The 24,938-nt window shown below is 35.0% G+C and carries 23 protein-coding genes and 1 tRNA gene; 1 reads left to right on the forward strand and 23 read right to left on the reverse strand.

The genetic code is table 11. The features are described 5' to 3' along the window. Window positions 1-31 precede the first annotated feature (31 nt). The 21 genes from FNW07_RS12290 to FNW07_RS12390 all read right to left on the reverse strand — a co-directional run bounded on the left by FNW07_RS12290 (window position 32) and on the right by FNW07_RS12390 (window position 19,407). A complete protein-coding gene (locus FNW07_RS12290) occupies window positions 32-592 on the reverse strand; it encodes an AraC family transcriptional regulator (RefSeq protein ID WP_126744538.1) in 561 nt (186 codons plus the stop codon). Window positions 593-621: 29 nt separating this feature from the next. Further along, window positions 622-1,731, reverse strand: a complete 1,110-nt coding sequence (locus FNW07_RS12295) for an efflux RND transporter periplasmic adaptor subunit (protein ID WP_126744539.1) — start codon at window positions 1,729-1,731, stop codon at window positions 622-624. Between the two features lie 2 nt (window positions 1,732-1,733). Further along, window positions 1,734-2,981, reverse strand: a complete 1,248-nt coding sequence (locus FNW07_RS12300) for an efflux RND transporter periplasmic adaptor subunit (protein WP_126744540.1) — start codon at window positions 2,979-2,981, stop codon at window positions 1,734-1,736. A gap of 2 nt (window positions 2,982-2,983) precedes the next feature. Beyond that, window positions 2,984-4,240 (reverse strand): TolC family protein, encoded by a 1,257-nt coding sequence (locus FNW07_RS12305; RefSeq protein WP_126744541.1) that lies wholly within the window; start codon window positions 4,238-4,240, stop codon window positions 2,984-2,986. Continuing rightward, entirely contained in the window at window positions 4,227-6,164 is a 1,938-nt protein-coding gene (locus FNW07_RS12310; protein WP_126744542.1) for an efflux RND transporter permease subunit, read from the reverse strand. The genes FNW07_RS12305 and FNW07_RS12310 overlap by 14 nt, the downstream gene beginning before the upstream one ends. After that, window positions 6,161-7,456, reverse strand: coding sequence for an efflux RND transporter permease subunit (locus FNW07_RS12315; RefSeq protein WP_126744543.1), 1,296 nt, complete (start codon window positions 7,454-7,456; stop codon window positions 6,161-6,163). Before FNW07_RS12315 ends, FNW07_RS12310 begins: the two co-directional genes overlap by 4 nt. 104 nt (window positions 7,457-7,560) lie before the next feature. Next, entirely contained in the window at window positions 7,561-8,235 is a 675-nt protein-coding gene (locus tag FNW07_RS12320) for a DUF305 domain-containing protein (RefSeq protein ID WP_126744544.1), read from the reverse strand. Between the two features lie 177 nt (window positions 8,236-8,412). Next, window positions 8,413-8,883 (reverse strand): heme-binding domain-containing protein, encoded by a 471-nt coding sequence (locus FNW07_RS12325; RefSeq protein ID WP_126744545.1) that lies wholly within the window; start codon window positions 8,881-8,883, stop codon window positions 8,413-8,415. Beyond that, window positions 8,884-9,639 (reverse strand): DUF3347 domain-containing protein, encoded by a 756-nt coding sequence (locus FNW07_RS12330; protein WP_126744546.1) that lies wholly within the window; start codon window positions 9,637-9,639, stop codon window positions 8,884-8,886. 88 nt (window positions 9,640-9,727) lie between these two features. Beyond that, a complete protein-coding gene (locus FNW07_RS12335; protein ID WP_126744547.1) occupies window positions 9,728-10,534 on the reverse strand; it encodes a hypothetical protein in 807 nt (268 codons plus the stop codon). 9 nt (window positions 10,535-10,543) lie between these two features. After that, window positions 10,544-11,038, reverse strand: a complete 495-nt coding sequence (locus FNW07_RS12340; protein ID WP_126744548.1) for a heavy-metal-associated domain-containing protein — start codon at window positions 11,036-11,038, stop codon at window positions 10,544-10,546. Between the two features lie 57 nt (window positions 11,039-11,095). Further along, a complete protein-coding gene (locus FNW07_RS12345; protein WP_126744549.1) occupies window positions 11,096-11,956 on the reverse strand; it encodes a DUF3347 domain-containing protein in 861 nt (286 codons plus the stop codon). A gap of 189 nt (window positions 11,957-12,145) precedes the next feature. After that, a complete protein-coding gene (locus tag FNW07_RS12350; protein ID WP_126744550.1) occupies window positions 12,146-12,511 on the reverse strand; it encodes a hypothetical protein in 366 nt (121 codons plus the stop codon). Window positions 12,512-12,751: 240 nt separating this feature from the next. Beyond that, the gene (locus FNW07_RS12355; RefSeq protein ID WP_126744551.1) at window positions 12,752-13,225 is read right to left on the reverse strand and encodes a DinB family protein; all 474 of its coding nucleotides are present in this window, start codon (window positions 13,223-13,225) and stop codon (window positions 12,752-12,754) included. Between the two features lie 107 nt (window positions 13,226-13,332). Further along, complete coding sequence (locus FNW07_RS12360; RefSeq protein WP_126744552.1) at window positions 13,333-14,067, reverse strand: MBL fold metallo-hydrolase; 735 nt, start codon at window positions 14,065-14,067, stop codon at window positions 13,333-13,335. 65 nt (window positions 14,068-14,132) lie between these two features. Further along, the gene (locus FNW07_RS12365; protein WP_126744553.1) at window positions 14,133-14,708 is read right to left on the reverse strand and encodes a Crp/Fnr family transcriptional regulator; all 576 of its coding nucleotides are present in this window, start codon (window positions 14,706-14,708) and stop codon (window positions 14,133-14,135) included. Window positions 14,709-15,106: 398 nt separating this feature from the next. Further along, window positions 15,107-15,187: transfer RNA gene (locus tag FNW07_RS12370), tRNA-Tyr, on the reverse strand. Between the two features lie 176 nt (window positions 15,188-15,363). Then, window positions 15,364-16,503: a TlpA disulfide reductase family protein gene (locus FNW07_RS12375; protein ID WP_126744340.1), complete on the reverse strand. Its 1,140-nt coding sequence runs from the start codon at window positions 16,501-16,503 to the stop codon at window positions 15,364-15,366. 101 nt (window positions 16,504-16,604) lie between these two features. Next, complete coding sequence (locus tag FNW07_RS12380; RefSeq protein ID WP_126744339.1) at window positions 16,605-18,017, reverse strand: rhodanese-like domain-containing protein; 1,413 nt, start codon at window positions 18,015-18,017, stop codon at window positions 16,605-16,607. Between the two features lie 58 nt (window positions 18,018-18,075). Beyond that, on the reverse strand, window positions 18,076-18,867 hold the full coding sequence (locus tag FNW07_RS12385; protein ID WP_126744338.1) for a sulfite exporter TauE/SafE family protein: 792 nt from the start codon (window positions 18,865-18,867) through the stop codon (window positions 18,076-18,078). Between the two features lie 99 nt (window positions 18,868-18,966). Then, the gene (locus tag FNW07_RS12390) at window positions 18,967-19,407 is read right to left on the reverse strand and encodes a KTSC domain-containing protein (protein ID WP_126744337.1); all 441 of its coding nucleotides are present in this window, start codon (window positions 19,405-19,407) and stop codon (window positions 18,967-18,969) included. A gap of 207 nt (window positions 19,408-19,614) precedes the next feature. Between FNW07_RS12390 and FNW07_RS12395 the strand changes: the two genes are divergently transcribed. Next, the gene (locus FNW07_RS12395) at window positions 19,615-21,585 is read left to right on the forward strand and encodes an endonuclease (RefSeq protein ID WP_126744336.1); all 1,971 of its coding nucleotides are present in this window, start codon (window positions 19,615-19,617) and stop codon (window positions 21,583-21,585) included. A gap of 54 nt (window positions 21,586-21,639) precedes the next feature. Here the strand turns inward: FNW07_RS12395 and FNW07_RS12400 are convergent, their stop codons facing one another. Both FNW07_RS12400 and FNW07_RS12405 read right to left on the reverse strand, forming a co-directional pair. Beyond that, on the reverse strand, window positions 21,640-22,035 hold the full coding sequence (locus FNW07_RS12400) for a response regulator (protein ID WP_126744335.1): 396 nt from the start codon (window positions 22,033-22,035) through the stop codon (window positions 21,640-21,642). Beyond that, window positions 22,032-24,920: a PAS domain S-box protein gene (locus FNW07_RS12405; RefSeq protein ID WP_126744334.1), complete on the reverse strand. Its 2,889-nt coding sequence runs from the start codon at window positions 24,918-24,920 to the stop codon at window positions 22,032-22,034. The genes FNW07_RS12400 and FNW07_RS12405 overlap by 4 nt, the downstream gene beginning before the upstream one ends. Window positions 24,921-24,938 lie beyond the last annotated feature (18 nt).

Below are 24,938 nucleotides of genomic sequence, written 5' to 3' on the forward strand. Positions count from 1 at the left end.
TTTGCACAATTTTGGGTTTGATTTGCAAGATTTATAAATCTTCAATTTGCTTCCTTTTGATGGACTTTAAATTTTTGAAATAGGTTGGCGAAAAGCCCGTCGCTTTTTTAAATTGGTTACTCAGATGCGAAACACTACTGTAGTTTAAAGAATAAGCAATTTCGCTTAATGAGAGTTCGTCATAAATAATCAATTCTTTTACTTTCTCTATTTTTTGATTAATGAAATACTTCTCGATAGTGGTATTTTCAACTTCTGAAAAAAGGTTACTCAATGTATTGTAATCCTGATGTATTTGTTGCGATAGAAAATCTGACAAGTTCGTTTTCAAATCATTGTTTTTATTCTGAACCAAATCAATAATAATCGTTTTAATCTTATCAATAGTTTTACTTTTTCGGTCATCAATTAAATCAAAACCAATTACCCGGAGGTTTTTTAGTAATTCCTGTTTTTGCTTTTCCTGAATGTCATTTTTCAATTCGACTTCCCCCAATTCAACCGAAATAGTACTAATGCTTAAATTTTCAAATACCGACTTTACTACCATTTTGCAACGGCTACAGACCATGTTTTTTATATGTAATTTCATTCGTTGTTCGTTGTTATTTTTAAGACGTTCTACATCTTCATTCCTTCCATGGGATCACTTCCTTTGCGGAATTTATATTCACTGTTTATAGCATAAGCTCCCGTAATCACTACTTTTTTTGAGGGGTCCATTTCAGATTTAATTTCAATCATGCCATTGGTTTCCGCTCCTGTTTCCACCATCAGGCTTTCAAATAACCCATGTTTTTTTTCTACCCATATATATGATGCATTTTCTTCTCTGATAACCGCATCAGTTGGAATAAATAATCCTTCTATATTAGGTTGCGATAATTTTGCCATCGCCTGCATACCTGGTTTTAATTGTACGTTTGGATTAGGCACTTCCAGGCGTATTAATAACAGTCTGGTATCAGGATTTATTTCAGGGTCAATAAATGATATTTTTGCATTTATAGTCTTGTCAGGATAATCGGAAAATGAAATTTTTGCGTTTTGACCAAGGTGTAAACTTTTAGCATAGTTTACATTTACTTGTGCTTCAAGCCAAAGATTGCTTAAATCAGTCAATTTAATTATAGCGGAACCCTCCATAATATAACTGCCTTCTGTAGCCACTATTTCTGTAACATATCCACTGGATGTACTGTAGAAAGTAGTGTAAGGAGAAACTTCAGAGGTTGTTTTTATACTTTCAATTTGTTTGTGTGATAAACCATAAAACAAAAGTTTTTGTTTGGCTGCATTTAACATACTTTGTGCATTTTTTCCAAAATCTCCGGGCATTGCCAGTTGTTTATAAGCGGTAAAATAATCCTGTTTGGCTATTGCAATATCTTCACTATACAGTACACATACGGGGTCGTTTATTTTAATATAATCGCCTGTAGTTTTGAAATATAACTTTTCAATACGCCCCATTGCTCTTGCTGATATGGTTTTAATTTTTCCCTGATTAATCGTTAAAATACCGGTATATGTTTGTTCTAAATTGCTTTGAGTTTCTGCAATAGTTTGTGTAGTGATATTACCCAATTGTATTTGCTGGTCAGTCAAACTTATTTCGTTTGAAGAAGTATCCTCATTCTTCATTGGGTTAATTTGTTCATCCTTATTTTTAGAATTACATGCTGCAAAAGCAATACAAATCAAAAACAGAATGCTGATTTTATTTTTCATGATTACTCGGTTTTTATAAAGCTTTCGCTATCAATTAAATATTGTGCATTTTCAGCAATTGTATCCTGAGTTGAAATTCCATCAATAATTTGAACAAAATCGTTGGTTTCAATTCCTGTTTTTATTTCTCTTACTTTAAAACCATTACGCATTTTTATGAAAACTATTTTTTTATTTCCAATACTCACAAAAGCCTGTTTTTGCAACCAGATTGCTTTTAAAGGGTTTGTTTTAATTATGCCTTGTAATCGTAAACCAATGGGTAATTTTAGCGTACTGTTATTTAAATAAACCCTAATTCTGTTCGTCTTATCTTCCGGATTAAATTGAGTTTCAACGAAATTTACTTTTGCAGTAATGGTTTCAGTTTCATCTAATTCTGTTGAAATACTAATGGATTGATTGATCTTAATAAGACTATTCGATCCTTGTGAGATATTAAAAATACCCCATACTTTATTGGTATTCAGTAATTTAAAAACGACTTCGCCTTTTTTAACGTAATCACCTTCTTTTACTGTCAAAAATTCTGGAGTTACATTAGTATTTTGCATGCTATCATCAGCACTTTTGGTCATGTTATCCTTTCCTTGGACAATTCCATAGACAGGACTGTAAACAGAAACTATAGGGTTTGCTCTTTTGGTTACAGAGAGTGAATTTATTTGATTATTAGTCATCCCATAAAGCCTTAATTTCTGTTTGGCAGCTTTGATAATGGAACCATTTAAAGCATCATTGGTGATTAAGTAGATAAAATTTTGTTGTTCAGTCAGCAATTCCGGACTGTATAAGTCAAAAAGCTTTTGCCCTTTATTAATTTGTTGGTACTTATAGTTAACATATATTTTTTCTATTCTGCCACCTATACGCGCGGCAATATTTACTGCAGCAGTTGGATCGTAGGCAACTATTCCTGGTAAATTGATTTCACTGCTTATCGTGGTGTCTTTTGGTGTCGTGGTTTGATAATTACCTACAATAAAATTATCCGTAGGCTTTAAAAGGTTTTCAATGGAGTCATTTTCTACAAGATGATTTTGAGTTATTTTTTTTACCAGAGTCATTCCACAAATAGGACAATTTCCAGGCTTGTCGCGAATAATTTGAGGATGCATGGAACAGGTGTACACTTCTTTTTGATGCTGATTATCAGCTGGCCTATTTGACTTTACTGCAAAGAAATAAATTGCCAATCCAATAATTGAAATTACAATAACCACTAAACTATATTTTAAATACCTGTTCATATTTATTTAGTTTCCAGTTGTTTTTCTATTTCTATTTGTGTTGTCAAAATAGCTTGTAATTTATCCAAAGCATCCATTTGTGACATGTTGAATGCTTCCCAGGCATCCAGAACAACAAATAAATCGCCAGTGTTATTTTGCCAGGCTATTATTGAAGTATCATAATTCCTGCGAAGAGCCGGGATGACACTTTCTTCGGCAATGTCATATTGCTTTTTTAAGTTCACAAGTTCTGCATTCATTCCTGAAATCATTCCTGAAGCTTCGTTCAAAACCATTTGTTTCTGCCAGTTCAGGCTTTCGTTTTTTAGTTTAAAACTATTGATATTGGCTTTACTCATTCTCGCTGACCATGGTGCAAAAGGAATATTAACCATCAGCATCAAAGAGAATTGTTGTGGTTGTTCTCCAAATGCAAACATGTGATCATATTTGACCCCAAACTCTGGTAATAATTTTGCTTTTTCAGCAGCTATTTTCAATTGATTCAATGCCATTGTTTTTTCAATAGCTTTTACATCGCTTCGATTTTGAGAAAGGAATGTTGTATCTGATTTCGACAAATTAAAATCGTTTAATTTATAGATTGTATCTATTTCAAAAGCGGTATTTTTATCTCTCGCCATCAACATATTAAGCATAATTCGTTTTTGATAAATATCATTTTGTAACATTACTATCATGCTTTCCAATGTGCCGTATTGCGATTTTGCTTTATAATACGTGGGTAATTTATCCATGTTATACTGGTATCGTATCTCCATGCTTTTAATCATATATTCTAAAAGCAATAAATTATCATTGGCAAGTTTTATTTTTTTATTCAGTATCAGCCACTGATAGTAATTTGTTTTAGCAATAGCATACAATTGATTACTGGTATAGTTTTTATTTTCGGTTTCCACCGAAGACATGGTGCTCATATAATTGTAATCTGCCTTTAATTTTTTTGAATTAGGTATCATTTGAGTAACACCTAACATATAAAATCCCATTCCGGGCGTCATCTCGTCGGCCTTCCACATTTTGGGATTGTATGGCGTCATAAAAAAGCCTGTACTGACTTGTGGCGGCATCCAACTTTTAGCCCCTTTTGCTGCTGCATCCATACTTAGTATATCTGCATCATACATTTTTAGCTGTGGATTACTTACTTTGATAGTAGTCAAAACATTCTCCAACGAAAGTTTTTGCGCTACTATATTAGCAGTGTTTAAAAGCAAACAGCTTATAACGAGAAAATAATTATTCTTTAACATCTATAAGTTCTATTTTACCTTTTGTTCTTAATTCACGTAGCTTTACTATTTCAAAAACAACCGGTGTTACCAATAATACATAAATAGTTGAAGTGATTGTTCCTCCGATGAGCGGAACTGTAATGGGAAGCATCACATCGGCCCCCGTTCCTGTTGCCCACAGAATCGGGATTAATCCAAATAGAGAAACGGAAACGGTCATTAGTTTTGGCCGCAATCTTTTTGCCGAGCCATCAATAATATGTTGCCGTAAAATAGCTTCGGTGATCGCCTCTTTACTGTTGCCATATTTTGCTACCATTTTATTCATGGCTTCATTCAAATAAATGGTCATTAGCATAGCTGTTTCTATGGCCATTCCGAATAGTGCAATAAAACCAACTGCTACTGCGACCGATAAATTGATGCCATAGAAATAGACCATAAAAATTCCTCCTATTAAGGCAAATGGCACTGTTATCATTGTGATTAAAGCTTCTTTCATCGAATGATAGGTAAAGAATAAAATAAGGAAAATTATAACAACAACTATGGGCAAAATCATGCGTAATGTTTTATTGGCCCTGATTTGATTTTCCCATTGTCCGCTCCATTCCACATAATATCCTTTAGGCATTTTTGAAATCATTGCATTGAGTTTTTTCTGTGCATCTTTTACGGTACTTCCTAAATCGCGCTCCCGAACATTAAATAAGACACTACCACGAAGCATCGCATTTTCACTATTTATCATTGGAGGTCCGTCACTTATTTTTATGTCAGCAATAGCTTCTAATGGGATTGGTCCGAATTGCATGGTTTGCACTTGTAGTTTTTTCAAAGCTTCTATGCTATTTCTGTATTCTTGTGCATATCGTGCATTTACCGAAAAACGTTGCCTTCCTTCAATCGTCGTAGTCAGTTTCATACCTCCAATGGCAGCCTCGACAACGCTATTTACATCATCAATGGTAAGTCCATATCTGCCAATTGCTTCTCTCTTTGCTTCAATATCTATATATTTCCCTCCAGTTATAGGTTCTGAATATAAATCCTTTACTCCAGCTGTACCTTCCAATGCTTTTTTTATTTTTTGAGATAAAGCATTTATAGTATCTAAATCTGCTCCATAAACTTTTATGCCTACATCAGTTCTGATACCGGTAGAAAGCATATTGATACGATTAATAATGGGTTGTGTAAAACCGTTAGTGACACCGGGTATTTGCAGCTTATTGTTTATTTCAGTTATTATATCATTTTTGCTTTTTCCTTCTCTCCATTCGCTTTGGGGTTTTAGCAAAACAATGGTTTCAATCATGCTTATGGGACTATTGTCTGTTGCCGTGTTCGCCCTTCCGGCTTTACCAAGGACATGGGCTACTTCGGGTACCGATTTTATCAGTTTGTCCTGTACCTGTAAAATTCGTTTTACTTCCGAATTTGACACATCGGGTAGGGTGACGGGCATAAACAGAATGGAGCCTTCATCCAATGGTGGCATAAATTCGGAACCCAAACGTGTAAACATCAACACGCCAATTAGTAATGCAATGATATTTACACCCAACACCGTTTTTCTCCATTTTAAACAAAAAATAAGGATAGGAGTATAAATGCTTTCCAGTTTTTTGTTAATTGGATTTTTTGCTTCCGGGCGAAGTTTGCCTTTAAGTAAAAAACTTATCAAAACGGGCGTCAGTGAAATGGCCAAAAACGCATCCACAATAAGTATAAAAGATTTTGTCCAAGCCAGCGGACTAAACAATTTGCCTTCCATCCCCGTAAGAAGGAATACCGGCAAAAACGAAGTAATTACGATTATCGTTGAAAAAAAAACACCTGGCCCGACCAATTTGGAGGATGCCTCAATGATCTTCAATTTTTCTTCAGAAGATAATGAGTCGTGTTCTTTTTTGAATATTTTTTTCAGAAAGCTTTTCATTTTTCAATTGATTGCTGGTTATTATCCATTTCTTCCTGTTTTTCCGAAATATTCCGATAGGCATTTTCTACCATCACAATTCCATCATCTACTACAACCCCTATTGCAAGAGCAATACCAGTTAATGACATAATATTGGATGAAATACCAAACGCCTGAAGTAGAATAAACCCGACAGCAACGGATATTGGCAACTGTATAAGAATAATCAATGCACTTCTCCAATGAAAAAGAAAAAGGAGAATGACAATAGAGACTACAATCATTTCTTCGATTAAAGTTCCTTTAACAGATTCAATCGCTTGTTCTATTAGTTCGCTTCTATCATAGGAAGTTTTAAATGAAACATCTTCTGGCAGTCCTTTTTCGACTTCTTTCATTTTTTCTTTTACTGCTTTTATTACTTCATCAGCATTTTCACCATATCGCATGACTACAATTCCGCCTACGACTTCGCCTGTGCCATTTTCGTCAAAAATTCCCAAACGCAAATCGCCTCCCATTTGTACTGAACCAATGTCTTTTACTTTAACAGGAACAGCATTATAATTTTTAATAGCAATATCTTCGACATCCTTGATGTTTTTAATATAGCCTAATCCCCTTATAATATAGGACATATTGCTCATTTCAAATTTTCTGCCCCCAACATCATTGTTATTTGCCTTTACAGCATTCATCACCTCCATCATGCTTACATTGTAGTATTGCATTTTTAAAGGATCTAACACCAACTGATATTGCTTTTCGAAACCTCCAAAGGAAGCTACTTCAGCCACACCAGGAACGGTTTGCAATGCAAATTTCACATACCAATCCTGTAGGGCACGTTGCTCTCCTAAGTCCATCCCGTTGGCTTCTAAATGATACCAAAAAATATGTCCAACCCCCGTGCCATCGGGACCTAATGTTGGAACAATATTTTGAGGCAGCAATCGTTGGGCATAATTTAATCTTTCCAGTACACGGGTTCGTGCCCAATATATATCTACATCATCTTCAAAAATGATATAGACAAAACTCATCCCAAACATAGATGCCCCGCGTATATTTTTAATTTTTGGTATTCCTTGCAGGTTAGAAACTAAAGGATAAGTTACTTGGGCTTCTATAACCTGTGGACTTCTTCCCATCCATTCTGTAAAAACAATAACTTGATTTTCTGATAAATCAGGAATTGCATCTATAGGATTTTGTTGTACACTATAAATACCCCAAGCAAATAAGCAGGCTGACACGAGAAGGACAACAAATCTATTTTTTAACGAGAAGGATATTAATTTTTCTACCATAAGAGTTAAAATTAAGATTGCGCTTTTTGCTTAGTTTTTTTTTGAATTATTCCGATCCGGCAACTAAGGATTCATTTTCTGAAAGCCGTTGTAATGATTTAATATTAATGTGCTGCTAACCAGCTTTCCAGTTCTTTAATATCCTTGTTTTGATCAGTAATCATTTTTTCAGTCATTGATTTAAACTTTGCATTTTTGGCGTATTTTAAAATCGCCTGACCCATCATGATTCCATCTTGATGATGCTTTACCATGATAGTAGCAAAATCCTTATCAATTGAGCCTGTAGGTTCTGTCATTTTCATCATCGACTTCATATTGTCCATCATTGCTTTACCCAATCCTTGATCCTTGTCATCATAATTTTTGACACCGCCTTTTGATTGTGACATTATGCCTTCCAATTCTTTAATTTCCATTTGTTGCTTTTCCGTCATTTTTTGAGCCATTTCTTTGAGCTTGGCATCAGTACCCGAATTAATTTCCGCAGCAGACATATCAATGGCGCCTTGATGATGCTCTTTCATTGAAGCAGCGAGGTCATAATCAGCATTGCCGGTTTTCTCCAGTTGATGCATTTTCTCCATCATTTTTTGCATAGATGCCATAATCGGGGATTCTCCAGATACAGCATCGGAATGATTCATGTCGTGACCTGTTTCACTGCTAACTGTATCGGTAACTGTTGTTTCCATTTCAGTTGTTTGTTCTGTCTTTTCTTTGCAGTTTGCCAGTAATAGTGCAGCTGCAGTACCTAATAAAATTGACTTGATTTTCATAATGTTTAAATTAAATTTATAAAATGTACTTACTATATAATTGTGATTCCTGATCCCAACCCATATCGATATAATAGCGGGTGAGAGTGAAATTGCCGTCTCATACCGCGTTCTGTAACTTTATTGCAAAAAAATATTCTTTAACGAAAATGATATTTAATTTTTCTACCATAACAATTAGTTTTCTAATGAAAGACTATATTTTGTTATATTAATCCAATTGATTACTTCCTTTTTTTGAGTAGGTGTTATTAATGCTTTTTTATGTAGTAACGTGTAGGAGGCTATGGGCATTTTACCCGATTCCATTTGTTTGATAATAGCTTCTAATTTGCTGCCTTGTTTTCGTTTAGAATATTTACCAAACTCACTAAAGTTTAAGTCCTTCTTTCCCTTTTTAATGTGATTTTCCATGAAAATCCGTCCTGGTTGTATGTATGAATACCAAGGGTAATTAGTGTTATTACTGTGACAATCATAACAAGAAGTTCGCAAAATGGCCTGCACATTCTGCGGGACATGATATACTTTTGTAAAATGTTCGGGTAAAACCTGCCCATCATCTAAATTACGGGCAGGTTGATATAACTGCATTAGCAAAAAAACAATAAATCCTATTGTGACTATTATCCTGATTGCTTTTTTCATTTACAATTCTTTTTTCATTGACCCGCATTTAAGCATTTGTGAACCGTAATAAGGGTTTTTGATTTCTTTGGTTTCACTAATCCAAATTGCACCTTTATTATCATTATACATTGGGCAATAATCCTGATAAAGTTTTTGTTTTGTTCCAAAAGCTTTTATTAAATCGTTAATATCTTTGCTCAACATGGCAAAGTGTTCTCTTTGGTGGTCAATTTTACCTGAGTTATCACCAATATGTTCGGCGTGTTCTTTGGCATCATCGGCTATATCAAGATATTCTTTTTTCAATTTTGCATCTATTGAATTGGGTTTTACCTTATTAAAAGTTGCATATAATACTTTACCTGCGCTGGCTGCACCCTTTGTATCGTCTTTTGTTAATGCGTTTTTTAATTTTAAATAATCAGAAATTATTTCATTTGTAGAGAATGTTGTTTGGGTAACGGATGCAGCTTCATTATTGACTTCAACGGTTGTTGCATCATCGTGATTATGACTACCATCAGTATGATCATGAGCTGCTTCATTTTGTACAACTGGTTCTGTTAATTCCATCCCGCATTTAGGGCATTTGTCACCTTTGTGACCTGTTACTTCAGGATGCATAGGGCAAGCATATAGTTGCTCATCATCTTTACTTTGTTCTTTTATTGTCGCATCTGTATTAGTATCATTTTGATTGGTTGTTTTATTATCCTTACAGGAAGTAAGTGAGAAAACTAAAACGATGATGCTGATTTTTGCTATATTTTTCATGTTAATTTATTATTTAAATTTAATGATAATTGTTTAATTGTAAGTCAGTTATTGTTAATTTTTATAAAGTTCAATTGTTTTTCAAATTTTAAAACACATTGTAAAAATTATACTCCAATCGGAAGGTGAATCCATTGGGCGCGCTTCGATACATTGTGCTGTATAATTCGTGGCGGTACCCTAAATCCAAACGGGCTCTGCTAAACAAAATAAATTGCACTGACGGCGCAATGTCTAAATAAGATTTTCCGTTTTCATTGAGTCGTTGACCCAAAAACTCCAACATTAAATTGAAATTTGTTTGATCATACCCTGTATATTTTTTAGGTAACATCAGTTTTCCTACTGAGAGTGTGTAATTTATCGCACTATTTGATTGTTCATCAGGAAATCTATAACTCTCATTATTCATTGCCTGTTCAAAACTTAACGACGAACTAATTGCGACTTTGTGTAATAATTGCGTTCCGATAATACCTGCTTCAAAACCAGAGTTGTGTCCGACTGTTTCTATTTCTTCCTGATGAATGTCGGCATTATTGAAACTCACACGACCATAGGCAGCCATTCTGAAATGCTTTTTTACTTCATCATTATTCAAGAATTTGTATTGTGCATAAAAACCGCCTCCTTCATAAACTAAATTTTCGTTACGATTGCTAATGAAAGCCTGACCCTGGACCATTAGCTTACTTGAAATTCCGTATCGGATTTCCGGCATGAAATGAATATTGGTTCCACTTTCATACCTTTCCTTATAGAACGAAGACATTAACCGCGTACTCAAAACATTTGCAGGAATATTACTTGCCGGCTCTGTAAAAACAAAAAGTTCCTGAGCATTCATCTGAAAACTTAAACATAAAAAGAAAACTAATTTTACTATTTTTTTCATTCTTTATGTTTAAAGCGTCACGTTATATACCCTCGTATTTGTTTCAGTACTCAATTTGTCTTTTACTTTTTTGAATTCCTTAGCGGATATAAAGTTTTTATTGAGTAATTTAAATTCGACATCGCCATTAAGCGTTTTCTCTTTTACATTGACAAAGTGAAACGTTTTCCCCTGAACCGCTGTGTGTGCAGCATTTTTGATATTCAAATTATCGACATTCATTGTAAAAGTTAATTTAGATACTGAAAAACCTGCTTTTTCGACTGCTTTTTGCAAAGCATCTAATTCTACATTCTGACCTTCTTTAAACGTTACTTTAAACGTGGAGGTTTCTACATCACTTTCTATATTCTCAATAAATGCCACTGTTTTTAATGATTTTAACACCGCAATACTACACATGCTACACGTTAAGCCACTAGCCTGAATATTTGCTTTCTTTATTTGGGCTGTTCCTAAAAAGGGGATTAATGCTACTGCCAGCATCATAATTAACTTTTTCATATTTTATTTTTTTAAACCTGACGAGTTTCAGTAACACGCCAGGCAGAATGGTGCTTGTTATTTTATTGTTTCTACCGTTTTACCACAACTCAACATTTGTGAACCGTAATATGGATTTTTAATTGTATTTTCTTTGCTTAACCAATTGGCTCCTTTACCGCCATTTGCCATTGGGCAAAACTGATAATAGGTTGGTGTTTCTGTCTTTGATACTTTTAAAAGCTCGTACATGTTTTTTGATAAAGTCATAAATTGATTTCTTTGGAGTTTTACGTCCTGAGTATCTGAAATATGCTCGGCATCTTCTTTTACCTCATTCAATACTTTCATCCAAACCATGTGAACATCCATTTTCAATGTTTCCATTTTTACGGCATTGATTGCCGAAAGCAGTTCTTTAGAATTTATTGAAGCCGTTTTACCATCTGATTTAACTAAGGCATCTTTTAGTAAAAAGTAATTATCAAAGACTGGCTTCAGTTGGTTTACTTCCTGTTTTTCATTTGTTGCTGCAATAAGCTTCGCCTCGTTGCTATCGCTTGGGTCTGCTTTAGTTTCGGTTTTTACGGCAACTTTGGCCTCTCTATCATATTGGCAGCAGCCATGAAGATTGTTATATACATCATCCGGTGCAAGAAATTTTTCGCTATCATAACCCGCCAGCGCGATGCGTTTCAATATTTCGTCCTGATTGGTTTTTTTTGTATCATAAGTCAGGGTAGCCATACCGGTATCTTGATTCCAATCTACTTTAGCAATTTTGTTTATGCTACCTGCTTTTTCTATTGTAGTCTCGCACATTCCGCAGTTTCCAAATACTTTTACTGTTTCTGTTTTTGCGTTTTTAATTTGCGCATTGATTGTAATTGATAGCAATACAAAAGTTACTATCATTATTTTTTTAAATGAATTTTTCATCTTTTAATAATGTTGTAATCAAAGATTTCTCTGATTTATTGATAAAATAAAATTGGTTAAACAAACAGTTTAGGGAATAGAAATATATTTAGCTACACTTAAAAAGTATAGAAATTTTTCATAAACTGTTTGGAAATTTATAGCTCATAGCTATGGATTTGACACACTTATGGCTGTCAAAAAAGGGATTTAGCTTATTTTTGGTATAAGCCAAAGAGAATAGAAACCAGAAGATATAAAGGTTTCTGAATTATAAAATTTTTGTTTTTCGGAAATGAAATCTATACTATTATTAATATGGATTTCACCATAAAAATTTAAAACAGTAATTATAGATGATGGGCACCCACATTTGGAATGTCCACATTTACCACCGCACTCTTTTCCTGAATTATCTTTTTTATCGCAACAAGACTTTTTTTCTGATTTAGAAGTAGATTCTTTTTTGCAACAGGATTTTTCTGTTGTAATACTTTTTTTTTCACATGCCACAGCATTATCCGGTACCAGGAAGATACCAAGAATAATGATTACTATTATGTGAAATCTGTTCATCTTAATTATTTAACAAATCAAAATTAGCTAATATTTATCGAACAATCAATAAATATTTGTTAAAGCTAAATTTACCGGAATAAAAATGAAAACCTTAACGCTTCCCAGTAGTACTGTTCGACACTCTCAAGAAAATATATTTGCTAAACAGAATGACATCGCTGTTTACTTAAAGGAACTGCTTTATAAAAAATGAACAGTGGGATGGAATACTATTGAATCATTTAAAAAGCAACGAAATCACATTTTAGCTTTAAAATTTTCTATTTGTAATCTGTGTCGTAAAACATGAACAATTGCATGCTCCATCATTTGTTCAATATCGTATACCTGTTCCCAAGAAGTTTTTATTTTTTCAGATTCCTTGAACCTCTCGAGCTCTTTATCAGAAATTGTATGAAATGTTTCATGAGTAAATTTTAAAACATTATTTAAATCTGTTAAATATTCAGAAATAGATCCGCGGTTCGTTTTTTCAGGACATAATACATTTTCATTTCTCAAATTCCGAATATAAACACAATATGAATATCCAGAACGCACAACATGGGAAAGAACAGTTTGAATTGATTGGCAATCCGGATTATCAGTTTTGGTATCAACTATAAAGGTCAAGTCCTCAACAGAAATATTTTGGATTGCATGCTGTAATTCGAGGATTGCTTTTTTATATTCTGACAGTAACGCATGGACAGCATTTTTATTCGTAATCATTAAATAAGTATGTTTATTAAATTGTTTAAAATTGATGTTGGCAATAGTATTTATTTCTTTAAATCCTTTACAACACTATATTCAATAAGTTTTTCAGCATATGAATATTACTGCGTCAATTCGCTTCGCTCGGTCAAAAATTTGTCTATATAACTAATTATAGACTTTTTTGAAACTGAATTTCCATGTCCAAGATAAAATCTTTCTGTATTTAATGAAAGGATATTCTCTAAACTTTTTTTGACTTGCTCTAAATTATCGTGAAAAGGTGGATGTTTCATTCTTGAATTGAATGCAATTCCACCAAGCAATATTCCTGACGACGCTAAATCCATTATTATAGCATCTCCATTTTCAAGTACAATAGATAAAGAGCCCGGAGTGTGTCCCGGTGTATGAATTACGCACCCATTTATACCATAAATTGATAAATCATACTCTTCATTATCATTTAATATTATGTCTGGTAAACAAGGCGATGCTGTATCTTTTGCTAATTTTGGTTTAAGTATAATGTCCCAAATTTTATTGTTAGGCTTTAAAGTCTCCACCATACTTTTTCCAGTTTGTAGTGCCTTTATATCTAAGTCGTGTACAAGAACGGGAACTTTTAAAATGTCCTTTAATTCTTTTGCACTTCCAAAATGGTCAATATGACCGTGAGTTATGATGATTAAGCCAATATCTTCTAATTTGATGTTATGCTTCTTTAGTTGCCTGATAATTTTTGCCTCGCTGTTGGGAATACCTGTATCAACCAAAATGTGTTTTATTTCTCCTTTTATGAGAAAACAATTTATCATACCAAATGGTAAAATGGAAAGTTGAATTATTTGATGCATCTTTATAAGTTTTTAAATTTTGATGCAAAGTTCAGTTTTTGTAAAAGAATACTACTTGATAAATGTTAGGAAATTATTTTTTTTCTGATCCTGCTCAAAGATTCCGGCTTGATTCCTATGTAAGAAGCAATAAATTGGATTGGTACATTTTGAATGATTTCCGGTTGTTCCTTCAGCAATTTCAAGTATCGTTTTTCAGCGGAAAGTGCTATAAAATCAATCGTTCTCTGCTGATTGTTACTAATAATCTTTTCATAAATCTGTCTGCAGAAACTACCCCAAAAAACGGTTTTATTGGATAGTATCTCATAATCTGATTTGGTAATATAAAATACTTCACAATCTGAGATACATTGAATATTTTCTTTTGAAGTAATTCCTGAGGTAAAACTATTAAAGCTTGTTATAAATTTATTTTCACCTATAATCTGAGTTGTAATTTCTATGCCTTCTTTACTAAAAAATGACCTTACAAAACCTTTCCTTACAAAATATAGTTTCTCAGCAACAACATCTTCCTTTTCAATGATTGTCCCTTTGGGAAAACTTGATGGTTTGAAAAAATGAGATAGTAGTTTTATCTCGTTATCAGAAACATCAACGAGATTTGAAATATATTTAACTATAGGTTCAATTGTCATACCTGAGGTTGTCTTATGGTTTCCACTACGTCCAGTGGCGTGAATGTTACCGGACCCTCACAAATATAAAGCAACTTTGAGTTATCAGCGTATTTTTTGTGCTCTTAGTATAAAATTGTAACAATATTTTTGTTTTCATAATGTTAACCTTTTGATTATTATTCAATTTAAATTCCAGCGTAATAAAGTACATTTTGAACTTTATAATGAACAGGTTAGAGCATTGTGTTTGCAAGGCTTAAGAAAATTTGTGAGAACCCAGATTTGCATCTTTTTCAGGGTCTCGATTTTGACCCTTAGTTTTTAGATTGAATGAATATTTTGAAAGAATCAGAAAAGCAAAAACCCAGTAAATCATAAGATTTACTGGGTTTTGAGATTGATTGATTTTACAATCGTGGGGAGAGCAGGATTCGAACCTGCGAAGTTTACACAGCAGATTTACAGTCTGCCCTCGTTGGCCGCTTGAGTATCTCCCCATCGGTCAAGAAATGACTGGCATCTCTTGCAAGCGGTTGCAAATATAACAACAGTTTTGGTGTTTGCAAACTAATTCCGAACTAATTTTCTGTACAATTTTCAATTGCTTGAAATTGAATAAAATAAAAAAATCTCCGATAAGGAGATTTTTTTATTTATGGACTTTCGGTAATGATTATGCTCCTAAAAGCTCGATAATTTTTGCTTTTAGAGCGTCACCGTGTAAATCTTTTGCTACTATTTTACCTGAAGCGTCCAAAAGATACGTTGCAGGAATTGATTTCACACCGTACGTAAGCGCAATTGGTTCATCCCAAAACTTTAAGTTTGAGATTTGGTTCCATACTAATTTATCTTTAGCAATAGCATCTTTCCATTTTGTAGCATCTTTATCTAAAGATACACCAATAATGTTAAATCCTTTTGCATGAAGTTCGTTGTATAATGCTACCACGGTAGGATTTTCCGCTCTACATGGATTACACCATGAAGCCCAGAAATCAATTAAGGTAACTTTCCCCATTGACTGTTTCAAAGAAATAGATTTTCCTTCTGGATTAGGAGCACTGAAATCAGGAGCTATTGTACCAACTTCTGTTGGAACTGCCGTAGCCACTCCAGACATTTTATCCAATTTGGCTTTAATAGACTTTCCTGGTTTGGTATCTTTTACAGATTTATCCAAACCGTTGTATAATTTTTTAATTTTTGCAAGATCCGGGTCCATCTGATTGAACATTCCCTCAATAAGCAAAGCAGAAATGAATGCTTTTGGGTGTGCAGGAACATATTCATCAGATTGTTTCATAAATTCTTTCTCAAACTGACTGTATTCTTTTCTAAGGCCATTCATCACAACGGTGTCTTGTTTTTGTTGTGCTTCCTGCATTTTCTGCATATTGTCCTTTTGAAACTTCATCATTTTCTTCTGAATCTTCATTCCGGCTTCCTTATAGTTATTTAACTCGTCATTGTTATAAGTACCGATAACTTTTGTCATGTTGATGCTGTCCTTATTGATTTTCATCTCAATATCTCCATTTTCTAAAATGAATGGTACTTTACCCTGAGCGGCCTCTAGCTGAAGTAAATGCATTTCTGGCTCTTTAGCTGTTCCTTTAAAAGTAAATGTACCCTTCTCAATTTTTACGGTATCGATTGACTTAAGTTGTCCCATTTCATCCTGTTTTTCAAGAATGACAGTTTTACCATCTGCACCTTCGATAGTTCCGGTAATGATGTATTCATTTTCTCCAGCTTTGTTACATGAGAACAAAACGGCTGAAACGGTAAGTAATAAAAGAATTTTTTTCATTTTCTAATTAATTATTTTGGATTTTAGATTGCAAAAGTATTTAAAATTATAAGTTCTGTATCATTTCAGCGCTTAATTTTTTGTTATTATTTAATTTTGAATTACTTCAAAGTGGAAGGGCATACAAAATGGATTAGTGGAACCGATGTATTTCTAATGCCGCTCATTCCTTTTTCAACGTTCACCATGTTATGATAGCCACGGGATTTTAATATCGAGGCCATGATTACCGAACGATAACCGCCGGCACAATGCAGATAGAAATTGTCATTTTTTGGAACGGAATCCAAATTTGAATTAACGGTATCTAACGGAATATTTAAAGCATTTTCTATGCGTTCCGCTTCATATTCCGTTGGTTTTCTGGAATCTACAATGATGCATTTATCATTTAGTTCGGATGCAAATTGTTCCGGAGAAATGGAAGCTATAGAATCCGTCTCAAATCCTGCTTTTTTCCAGGATTCGATGCCGCCTTCAAGATAACCTATAACATGATCAAATCCCACTCTTGAAAGTCGGGTAATAGCTTCCTCTTCTTTTCCTTCTGGCGTAATCAATAACAGGGGCTGTTTTACATCCATAACTAAAGCACCAACCCAGGGTGCAAAATTGCCTTGAATTCCAATGAATATGGATTTTGGAATATGTGCTTTAACGAAATCGTTTTCATGACGGACATCAAGAATAATGGCCTCTGATTCATTTGCTAACGCCTCAAATTCGTACGGTTGCAGGGGTTTTAATGATTTTTCAATGACCTGATCCAGACTTTCATATCCCTGAATATTCATCATCACGTTTTGAGGAAAATATGCCGGAGGCGTTCCCAATCCATCCAACAGTTCCTTTATAAACTCTTCACGCGTCATATCAGCACGCAAAGCATAGTTAGTTTTCTTTTGATTGCCCAACGTATCTGTGGTTTCCTTGCTCATGTTTTTTCCGCAGGCACTACCGGCGCCATGGCTCGGATACACGATTAAGTCATCCGATAAAGTCATTATTTTATTTCGCAGCGAATCATATAAAAAGGAAGCGAGTTTTTCGGTGGTTAAATCTTCCACCAGAGCCTGCGCTAAATCCGGACGGCCTACATCCCCGATGAATAAAGTGTCTCCAGTGATTATTCCGTGTTCTTTGCCATTTTCATCCGTTAAAAGATAACAGGTGCTTTCTAAAGTATGGCCTGGCGTATGGATTGCTTTGACGGTATAATTTCCAACTTTAAATTCCTGGTTGTCTGTTGCAATCACAGCTTCAAATTCAGGTGCTGCGGTTGGGCCGTATATGATCTGGGCTCCGGTTTTTTTTGCTAAATCAAGATGTCCCGAAACAAAATCGGCATGAAAATGCGTTTCAAAAATATATTTAATCTTTGCCTGATCTGCGTGGGCTTTAGCAATATAGGGCTGAACCTCGCGTAAAGGGTCAAAAATGGCTGCCTCGCCATTGCTTTCCAAATAATAGGCGGCTTGAGCCATACAGCCGGTATAAATTTGTTGTATTTTCATTTTTTAAAATTTATGGTGCAAAAATAATAAGAAAGTTAAAGCCATAAGGTTAATAAAATCACAATCTAAAAAATAATTCTTTAGTTAAAATAAATAGGGCCATCACTAAAACGAACCATCCGAAACCCTTTTTAAGCTGGCCTTCATTTAAATATTTACTGAGATAGAGGCCGAGAAAAATCCCTATGATGGCTACACCCGAAAAACTTAATAGAAATATCCAGTCAATCTCAATGTTTCCGATATCGCCGGTAAAACCGATAAGCGAATTGATTGCAATAATTAGTAAGGAAGTTCCAATAGCTTTTCGCATCGGCAATTTGGCCATAAAAACCAGCGCAGGAATAATCAGAAAACCACCGCCGGCACCAATCAATCCAATTAAAACTCCTACCAGTGCAATTTTAATAACGGTCAAAATAAGATTCGGATTTTTATCGGGAACCTGGAATGATTTCTTTTTCAACATTGAAATAGAGGCTGCAAACATTACAATTCCAAAGAGAATCATCAACAGGGTACTTCTTGTAAGGATGATACCGCCTTTTTCAAACACAACTTCAGGAATATCAGGAACAAGGAATTTACGGGTCAGAAAAACAGCAATTAATGAAGGAATAGCAAATTGAAGTCCGGTTTTTATATCTACGACTCCTATTTTTAAATTCTGGAATGTTCCAAAGGCGGAAGTGGTACCTACAATAAAAAGAGAATAGGCGGTAGCGGTAATCGGATTCAGACCCATGATATACACCAGAATGGGAACAGTTAAAATGGAACCTCCTCCACCCGTAAGGCCTAGAACTAATCCAATAAGTAATGCTCCGAAATATCCTAAAGCTTCAACCATTTAAAATAATTTTAAGCAAAAATAACCTTTTTTGCTTTGCCAAAGGGTATAAAAAAAGGTGCCCATAGAGGAGCACCTTTTAATATTGTATGTATCAGATTAATCCTGGTTGATTGTTTTTCTCCAGGTAAAAGCATTAAGAATGTGTCTTTTTGCAAATCTTCCAGGCGAATCAGCGTTTACCATTTTCACATAAGTTGCTTTTGGAACACTGATGTATTCGTAAACACTTCCGTTTGAGAAATTGATAATCAATCGTCCATCCACAAATTTATAATCTGTAATTGTAGAAGTAGCGATCGTTTCGGTGTATTCAGGTAAATTTTGTTTGATAGTTTCAGGATTGATACTTACCAAAAAGTGGTAGGCTTCAATGATCTTTTTACTATTTTCTTCAGCAGCCTTCAATCCGGCATCATCACCTTGAAATTTATCAGGATGCGCTTCCTTCATCGCATTGCGATAAATTGTTTTTAAATCTTTAAGCTCTGCAGTTTTTTCTACATTTAGCAGTTTGCGGTATTCAACTATTTTTTTCATAAATGGGATAACTCTTTGTCTATTAACATGAAAGCATTTTGTGGACTTCCAAAATCGACAATTTTTTTGCAAAGGTACACTTTTTTAAATAAGTTTAAAATTTTTTTGTTTTTTGACGTAAAAAAGATTGATTTTCAATTGTTTAACAAATCAATAAGTACTTATGTTGAATTTATTTCTATATTTGTCCCCCCTAAATCGTCGAAAATGTTTAAAAAATACGTTCTTCTATTGACATTATTAGTGTCAGGCCTGTCTTATGGCCAATTAGTGATAAACGAACTCGATCCGGATACGGCTTCTACCGATGTGAAAGAGTTTGTTGAAATAAAATCCACCACACCCAATTTTTCATTGGACGGATATGTAGTGGTGTTTTTTAATGCCGGCAGTACAGCACCTTATTCCGGTACTTCAAGTTATTATGCTATTGATCTGGATGGATTGGTCACCGATGGAAACGGTAATATCCTTATCGGTAATCTTCAGGTTTCACCTGCTGCATCTTTGATTTTTCCACAAAATACCATTCAAAATGGCCCTGATTCGGTGGCTATCTATTTAGGTAATGCTATCAATTTCCCATTGGCCACACCCGCTTCGTCTACCAATCTGATTGACGCATTAGCATACAGCAATGGTGCTACGACGCAACCATCGACATTGATGTCGATTTTTGGAGAAACTGTTTGTTACAATGAAAATGTAAACAGTTTGGCAGCTTCGCAATCCATTCAAAGAAAATCGGATGGAACCTATGAAGTAAAAACGCCAACACCCCGCACCAACAATGATGGGTCAGGAATTATTTACAACGGAATTGGAACTACTTTTACACCATCTGCCCCGTTAACGGAGGGACAGACCATGACTATTACTTTTACAACCGACAGCAATGTGACCTCCGATTTAAATTTTTCATTTACACTTAATAATAGTGCTTTTAATAGTGCAGATTACACCGGAAGTTTAAATGTTACTATTCCAAACGGAACGAATACAACTTCAAAAGTAATCCAGCTTCTGAATGATGGGGTCAATGAAGGGGACGAGACCATGAGGATCACCTTAGGTACCGTTCCATCCCAATATATTATTCTGAATAATAACATTGCGGTAAGAGTCAACGATATCAACTTTGTGGTTTCCCCTTGGGGAACTCCGTTGAATCCTACTTATGGTCAGGTTACAAGCACTGCTCCTGCAGGATATTACAGCTCTCTGGAAGGATTGGCGGGAGCAGCATTGAAACAGGCTCTTCAGGATATTATTGCTAATCCGGCGGTAGTTCATGCTCATAATTATGGCGATGTTTATGATATTTTAAATGTAGCCGATCAAAATCCGGCGAACAGTAGCCAGGTTTGGTTGATGTATGTAGAACAGCCACGCTCTAAATTGGATGTACAGTCCGATAACAGTATTGTGGGTAAATGGAACCGGGAACATATTTATTGTCAGTCCCGTGGCGGATTTACAGATGGAACCTCTTCGACGCCGGACGGAATCAATACATGGTTGCCAACTGATGCCAATGATATTTTGACGGGTCACGGAGATGCACATCATATTCGCGCTGAAGACGGGCAGGAAAACAGTTCCCGAAATGAAAGAAACTATGGTGTTGATTATAATGGGCCTGTAGGTTCTGCAGGCAGTTGGCGTGGGGATGTGGCACGAGGCGTATTTTATATGAGTGTCCGATACAATGCCTTGAATGTTGTCAATGGAAATCCGCCTCAAAATCCGGATTATTATATTGGAGATTTAGCCACTTTACTAACCTGGAACATGAGCGATCCATCCGATGATTTCGAGATGAACCGAAACAATTATATTTATACCTGGCAGGTGAATAGAAATCCATTTATCGATTATCCGAGTTTAGCCGACTATATTTGGGGAGCAAACGCTGGACAGCCTTGGTTTTCGGCATTGGGAACACATGATGCAACTGATGTGAGAATGGTTGTTTATCCGAATCCGGCAAAAGATTATATTACTGTTTCAGGGGTTGACGAAGGGTTGATAGAAATTTACAATTTAGCAGGTTCTAAATTATTCAGCAGTTCGTTTATGGGAAATACACGTTTGAATATTAATCTGGCCTCCGGACTGTATTTGGCAAAAGTGATTTCTGGCGAAAAAACAACAATTAAAAAGATAATCGTTAAGTAATTTTACAATAAATAGAATTATAAAAAAGAGCAGTTTCGTACTGCTCTTTTTTTTTTAATCGGATGAAGCTATTAAATGCAGATTCTCAAGAGTAACGGGTTTAGAAAAGTAATTTAAGATATCAGGAAAGGTTTTAGCTTTGTGTTTATCTTCTGCGGCAATGGAGGAACTGGCAATATAGATTGCAATTTTTTTTGTTATTTGAGGTTTAAGCCGTATCATCTCTTCCATAAATTCCCATCCGTCCATTACCGGCATGTCTATATCCAGGATAATGGCGTCAGGTAATTTCGTGATTTCGTCCAAAGAATTTTTCAAAGCCGTAATAGCATCTAGTCCATGTTGAAAAGTAGTGGGAGTTTCAAACATTTCCGACTTTTCAATAATTTTCCGTACGATTATTTTGAAAATAGGGTCGTCATCTACAACCCAGATTATCTTTTTTCTCATCTGATATATATTTTAAAAGTAGTGCCTGCGTTAACTTCACTTTTTACACTGATGTTTCCACCCATGGCATCAATTTGATTTTTTGTAATAAATAGTCCGATACCTCTTGAATCCGGATGATCGCTGAACGTTTTATACATTCCGAAAATTTTATCCGCGTTCTTTTTCATGTCAATACCAATTCCGTTATCTGAAACCTCAAGAATGTGTCCTTCATTTTTCTTGTACCATTTAATCTCAATCACGGGCTTGCGATCGGGACTGCTGTACCGTATGGCATTAGAAATAAGGTTCAGCAGGATGCTTTCCAGATATGCGGCGTTATAGGTTAACGTATCCTCGTCGTCGACATTGGTTATGATGGTAACATCTTTTAACGCAATCTGTTCCGACAGGATATTTTTTATCTTTTCAATATAGCTTTTCAAATGTACCGTTTCGGATATCAGGCTAATATTTGTTTGAATATTAACCACCTCATTCAGGTTATTCATAGTTTCATTTAATGAAACAGACACCGTTTTTAGTAGCTTAATCATTTGCAATGTTTCTTCCTCAGATTCCGAACCTTCTATTAAATCGATGATGGATTCAATGTTACTGGTATGGGAACGTAAATTATGTGAAACGATATAGGAGAAATTCAATAGCCGCTTGTTTTGTTCTGTGACCAAATAAAAAGAATTGTTCAGATCCTTTTCCGCTTCTTTGGTTTTGGTAATATCAATCATAATTCCACGAAGACTGACCGGCCTGTTGTTTTCAAAAACGACATTGATAATTTCCCGGACCCAAACGATGTTACCATCTTTAGTAATCATCCGGTATTCGGAATCCTCATGCTCATTGTCATTAACTATATTTCGGAATGCGGTGACCACAGCTTCCTTGTCATCAGGATGGATATGGTTTTCCCAAAAGTTAATATCCGACATCCATTCGGATGGTGTATAACCTAAAATATCTTCTACTTTTTTACTGATGAAGGTCAGTTCCAAAGTATAATAATTGCATTCCCAAACAATTCCATCAATGGAATTCACCAAATCTCTAATCTTATTTTGGGAATTTAGGATTATTTTTTCATTTATTTTTCGGACGGTGATATCTTCAGTAGAAACAATAATGCGTTCTAATGTTTCTTCATAACCGCGAATAACATTCCATCTCAAATCGATATCCCGATATTGACCTTCAGCGGTTTTAACGCGGGAATCCATAATGAATTTCTTTTCACCTTTGCATATTGCCATCAAAATTTTGACGAAATCAGTTGCAGAATCTTTATCCAGAAGCGCTGAAAGGCTTTTTGTCAATTCATTTTTGCTTCCAATTTTATGAAGCCGCAGGCATTCATAATTGACATCGATTACGTTTACCAAAGAAATGCAATTGCTGACAACCTCCGGATGTTCATACAGATAATTGGCGACCACTTTAGGATCTTTGCCCATCAGATTAAGTTCATCCAGATACTTTTTAACTTCTGAGAAATCCTGCTCCCACAATGGAATAGGAGAGTCATCAAATAAACTTTTAAATCGTACTTCACTTTTTTTAATCAAATCTTCGGCCTGTTTCCGAAGTGTAATATCCTCAACAATTGATATGTGTGTGGTAGGTGTTTCATTGATTTTCCATAACGGGGAAACAAAGAGATTAACCCAAATAATTTCGCCGTTTTTGGTTACATATCGTTTCTCCATCGAAAACTCCCTTATTTTGCCGGCTTTAAGGTCTTCCATAAATCCTAAATCTTCATCAAGATCATCAGCATATGTTATAGATTGGAAGTTTTTCTCTTTCATTTCCTCCTGAGAGTATCCGAGTAATTTGCAATATTGTTTATTGATTTCTATAAAGACGCCGGTTTCCGTATCGACGTGGCCAATACCCACAGCAGCCTGATCAAAAATAGTTTTAAACTTAATTTCACTATTTAGAAGTTTTGATGCCTGGTTGTGTATCAATCGTTGCAATTCGGCTGGTTTTCGTAAAAGCGTAGTTGTGAAAACCCCTAAAAGGATAGCAATTACCAAAGATAAAATAGCGGGAATTAACATGAACAAATGAAGTGTGTATGCCTTTTTTATGATCAGGTATAATTTCCAGTCTCCATCAGGAATATGAGTGGATATAAAATATTTACCAGTAAAATCCCTTTTATCAGGAAGAAAAAACTCTTCTTCGCCGGTAACAGGATTTTGTTTGGAAAATTGGAAATAATATTTGGATTGGTCTATGGATTTAATTCCGGCGGAATCTAAAAATTCATCCAATTTTATAACTACTGCAGAGAACCCCCAAAATCTGTTATTTTTGTAAACCGGAAGTCTTCCGACAATCCCTAATCCCCCTTGTTTTAATTCGAAAGGCCCTGCGAAATACATTTTTTGGTTTTTAACGGACCGTAAGGCTTCTACCTTTAGGATTGGTGACTTCAGAATATTTAAACCCATTGCGGCTTCATTACCTTCCATCGGATAGATGTATGATATAACTCCGTTAGGAACCAGCTGGACGGCCTTAATAGTCGGATTGGAAGCTACAAGTTTGGCTCCAATATGATTAAAATCTTCAGGAACGCCTTTGTCATTTAAAGTAAGAGCGAGGGTTAGGGTCGTGGTATAGCAGTTTTTGAGGGATTGGTCAATGTTTTGTTCGACAACGGTAAGAATGTTACTCATTTCCCGTTTCTCATTTTCTTTCACAATGTGATAGCGCTGATAGACAATGAAAACACCCACAAGGCAAAGGATCAGGAAAACTAGGAAACCTGAATATCTAGGTCTCTTGAAGAACCAATCGAAAGCTTTTGACAATTTTTTTTTAGATTCCATTATCTTGTATGACAGGCTTAGGGAAACACTTCGTTTTAAAGCCATAAATATAAGAAATATGTA

This window comes from Flavobacterium sp. GT3R68 (assembly GCF_007109225.1).
GTDB lineage: Bacteria > Bacteroidota > Bacteroidia > Flavobacteriales > Flavobacteriaceae > Flavobacterium.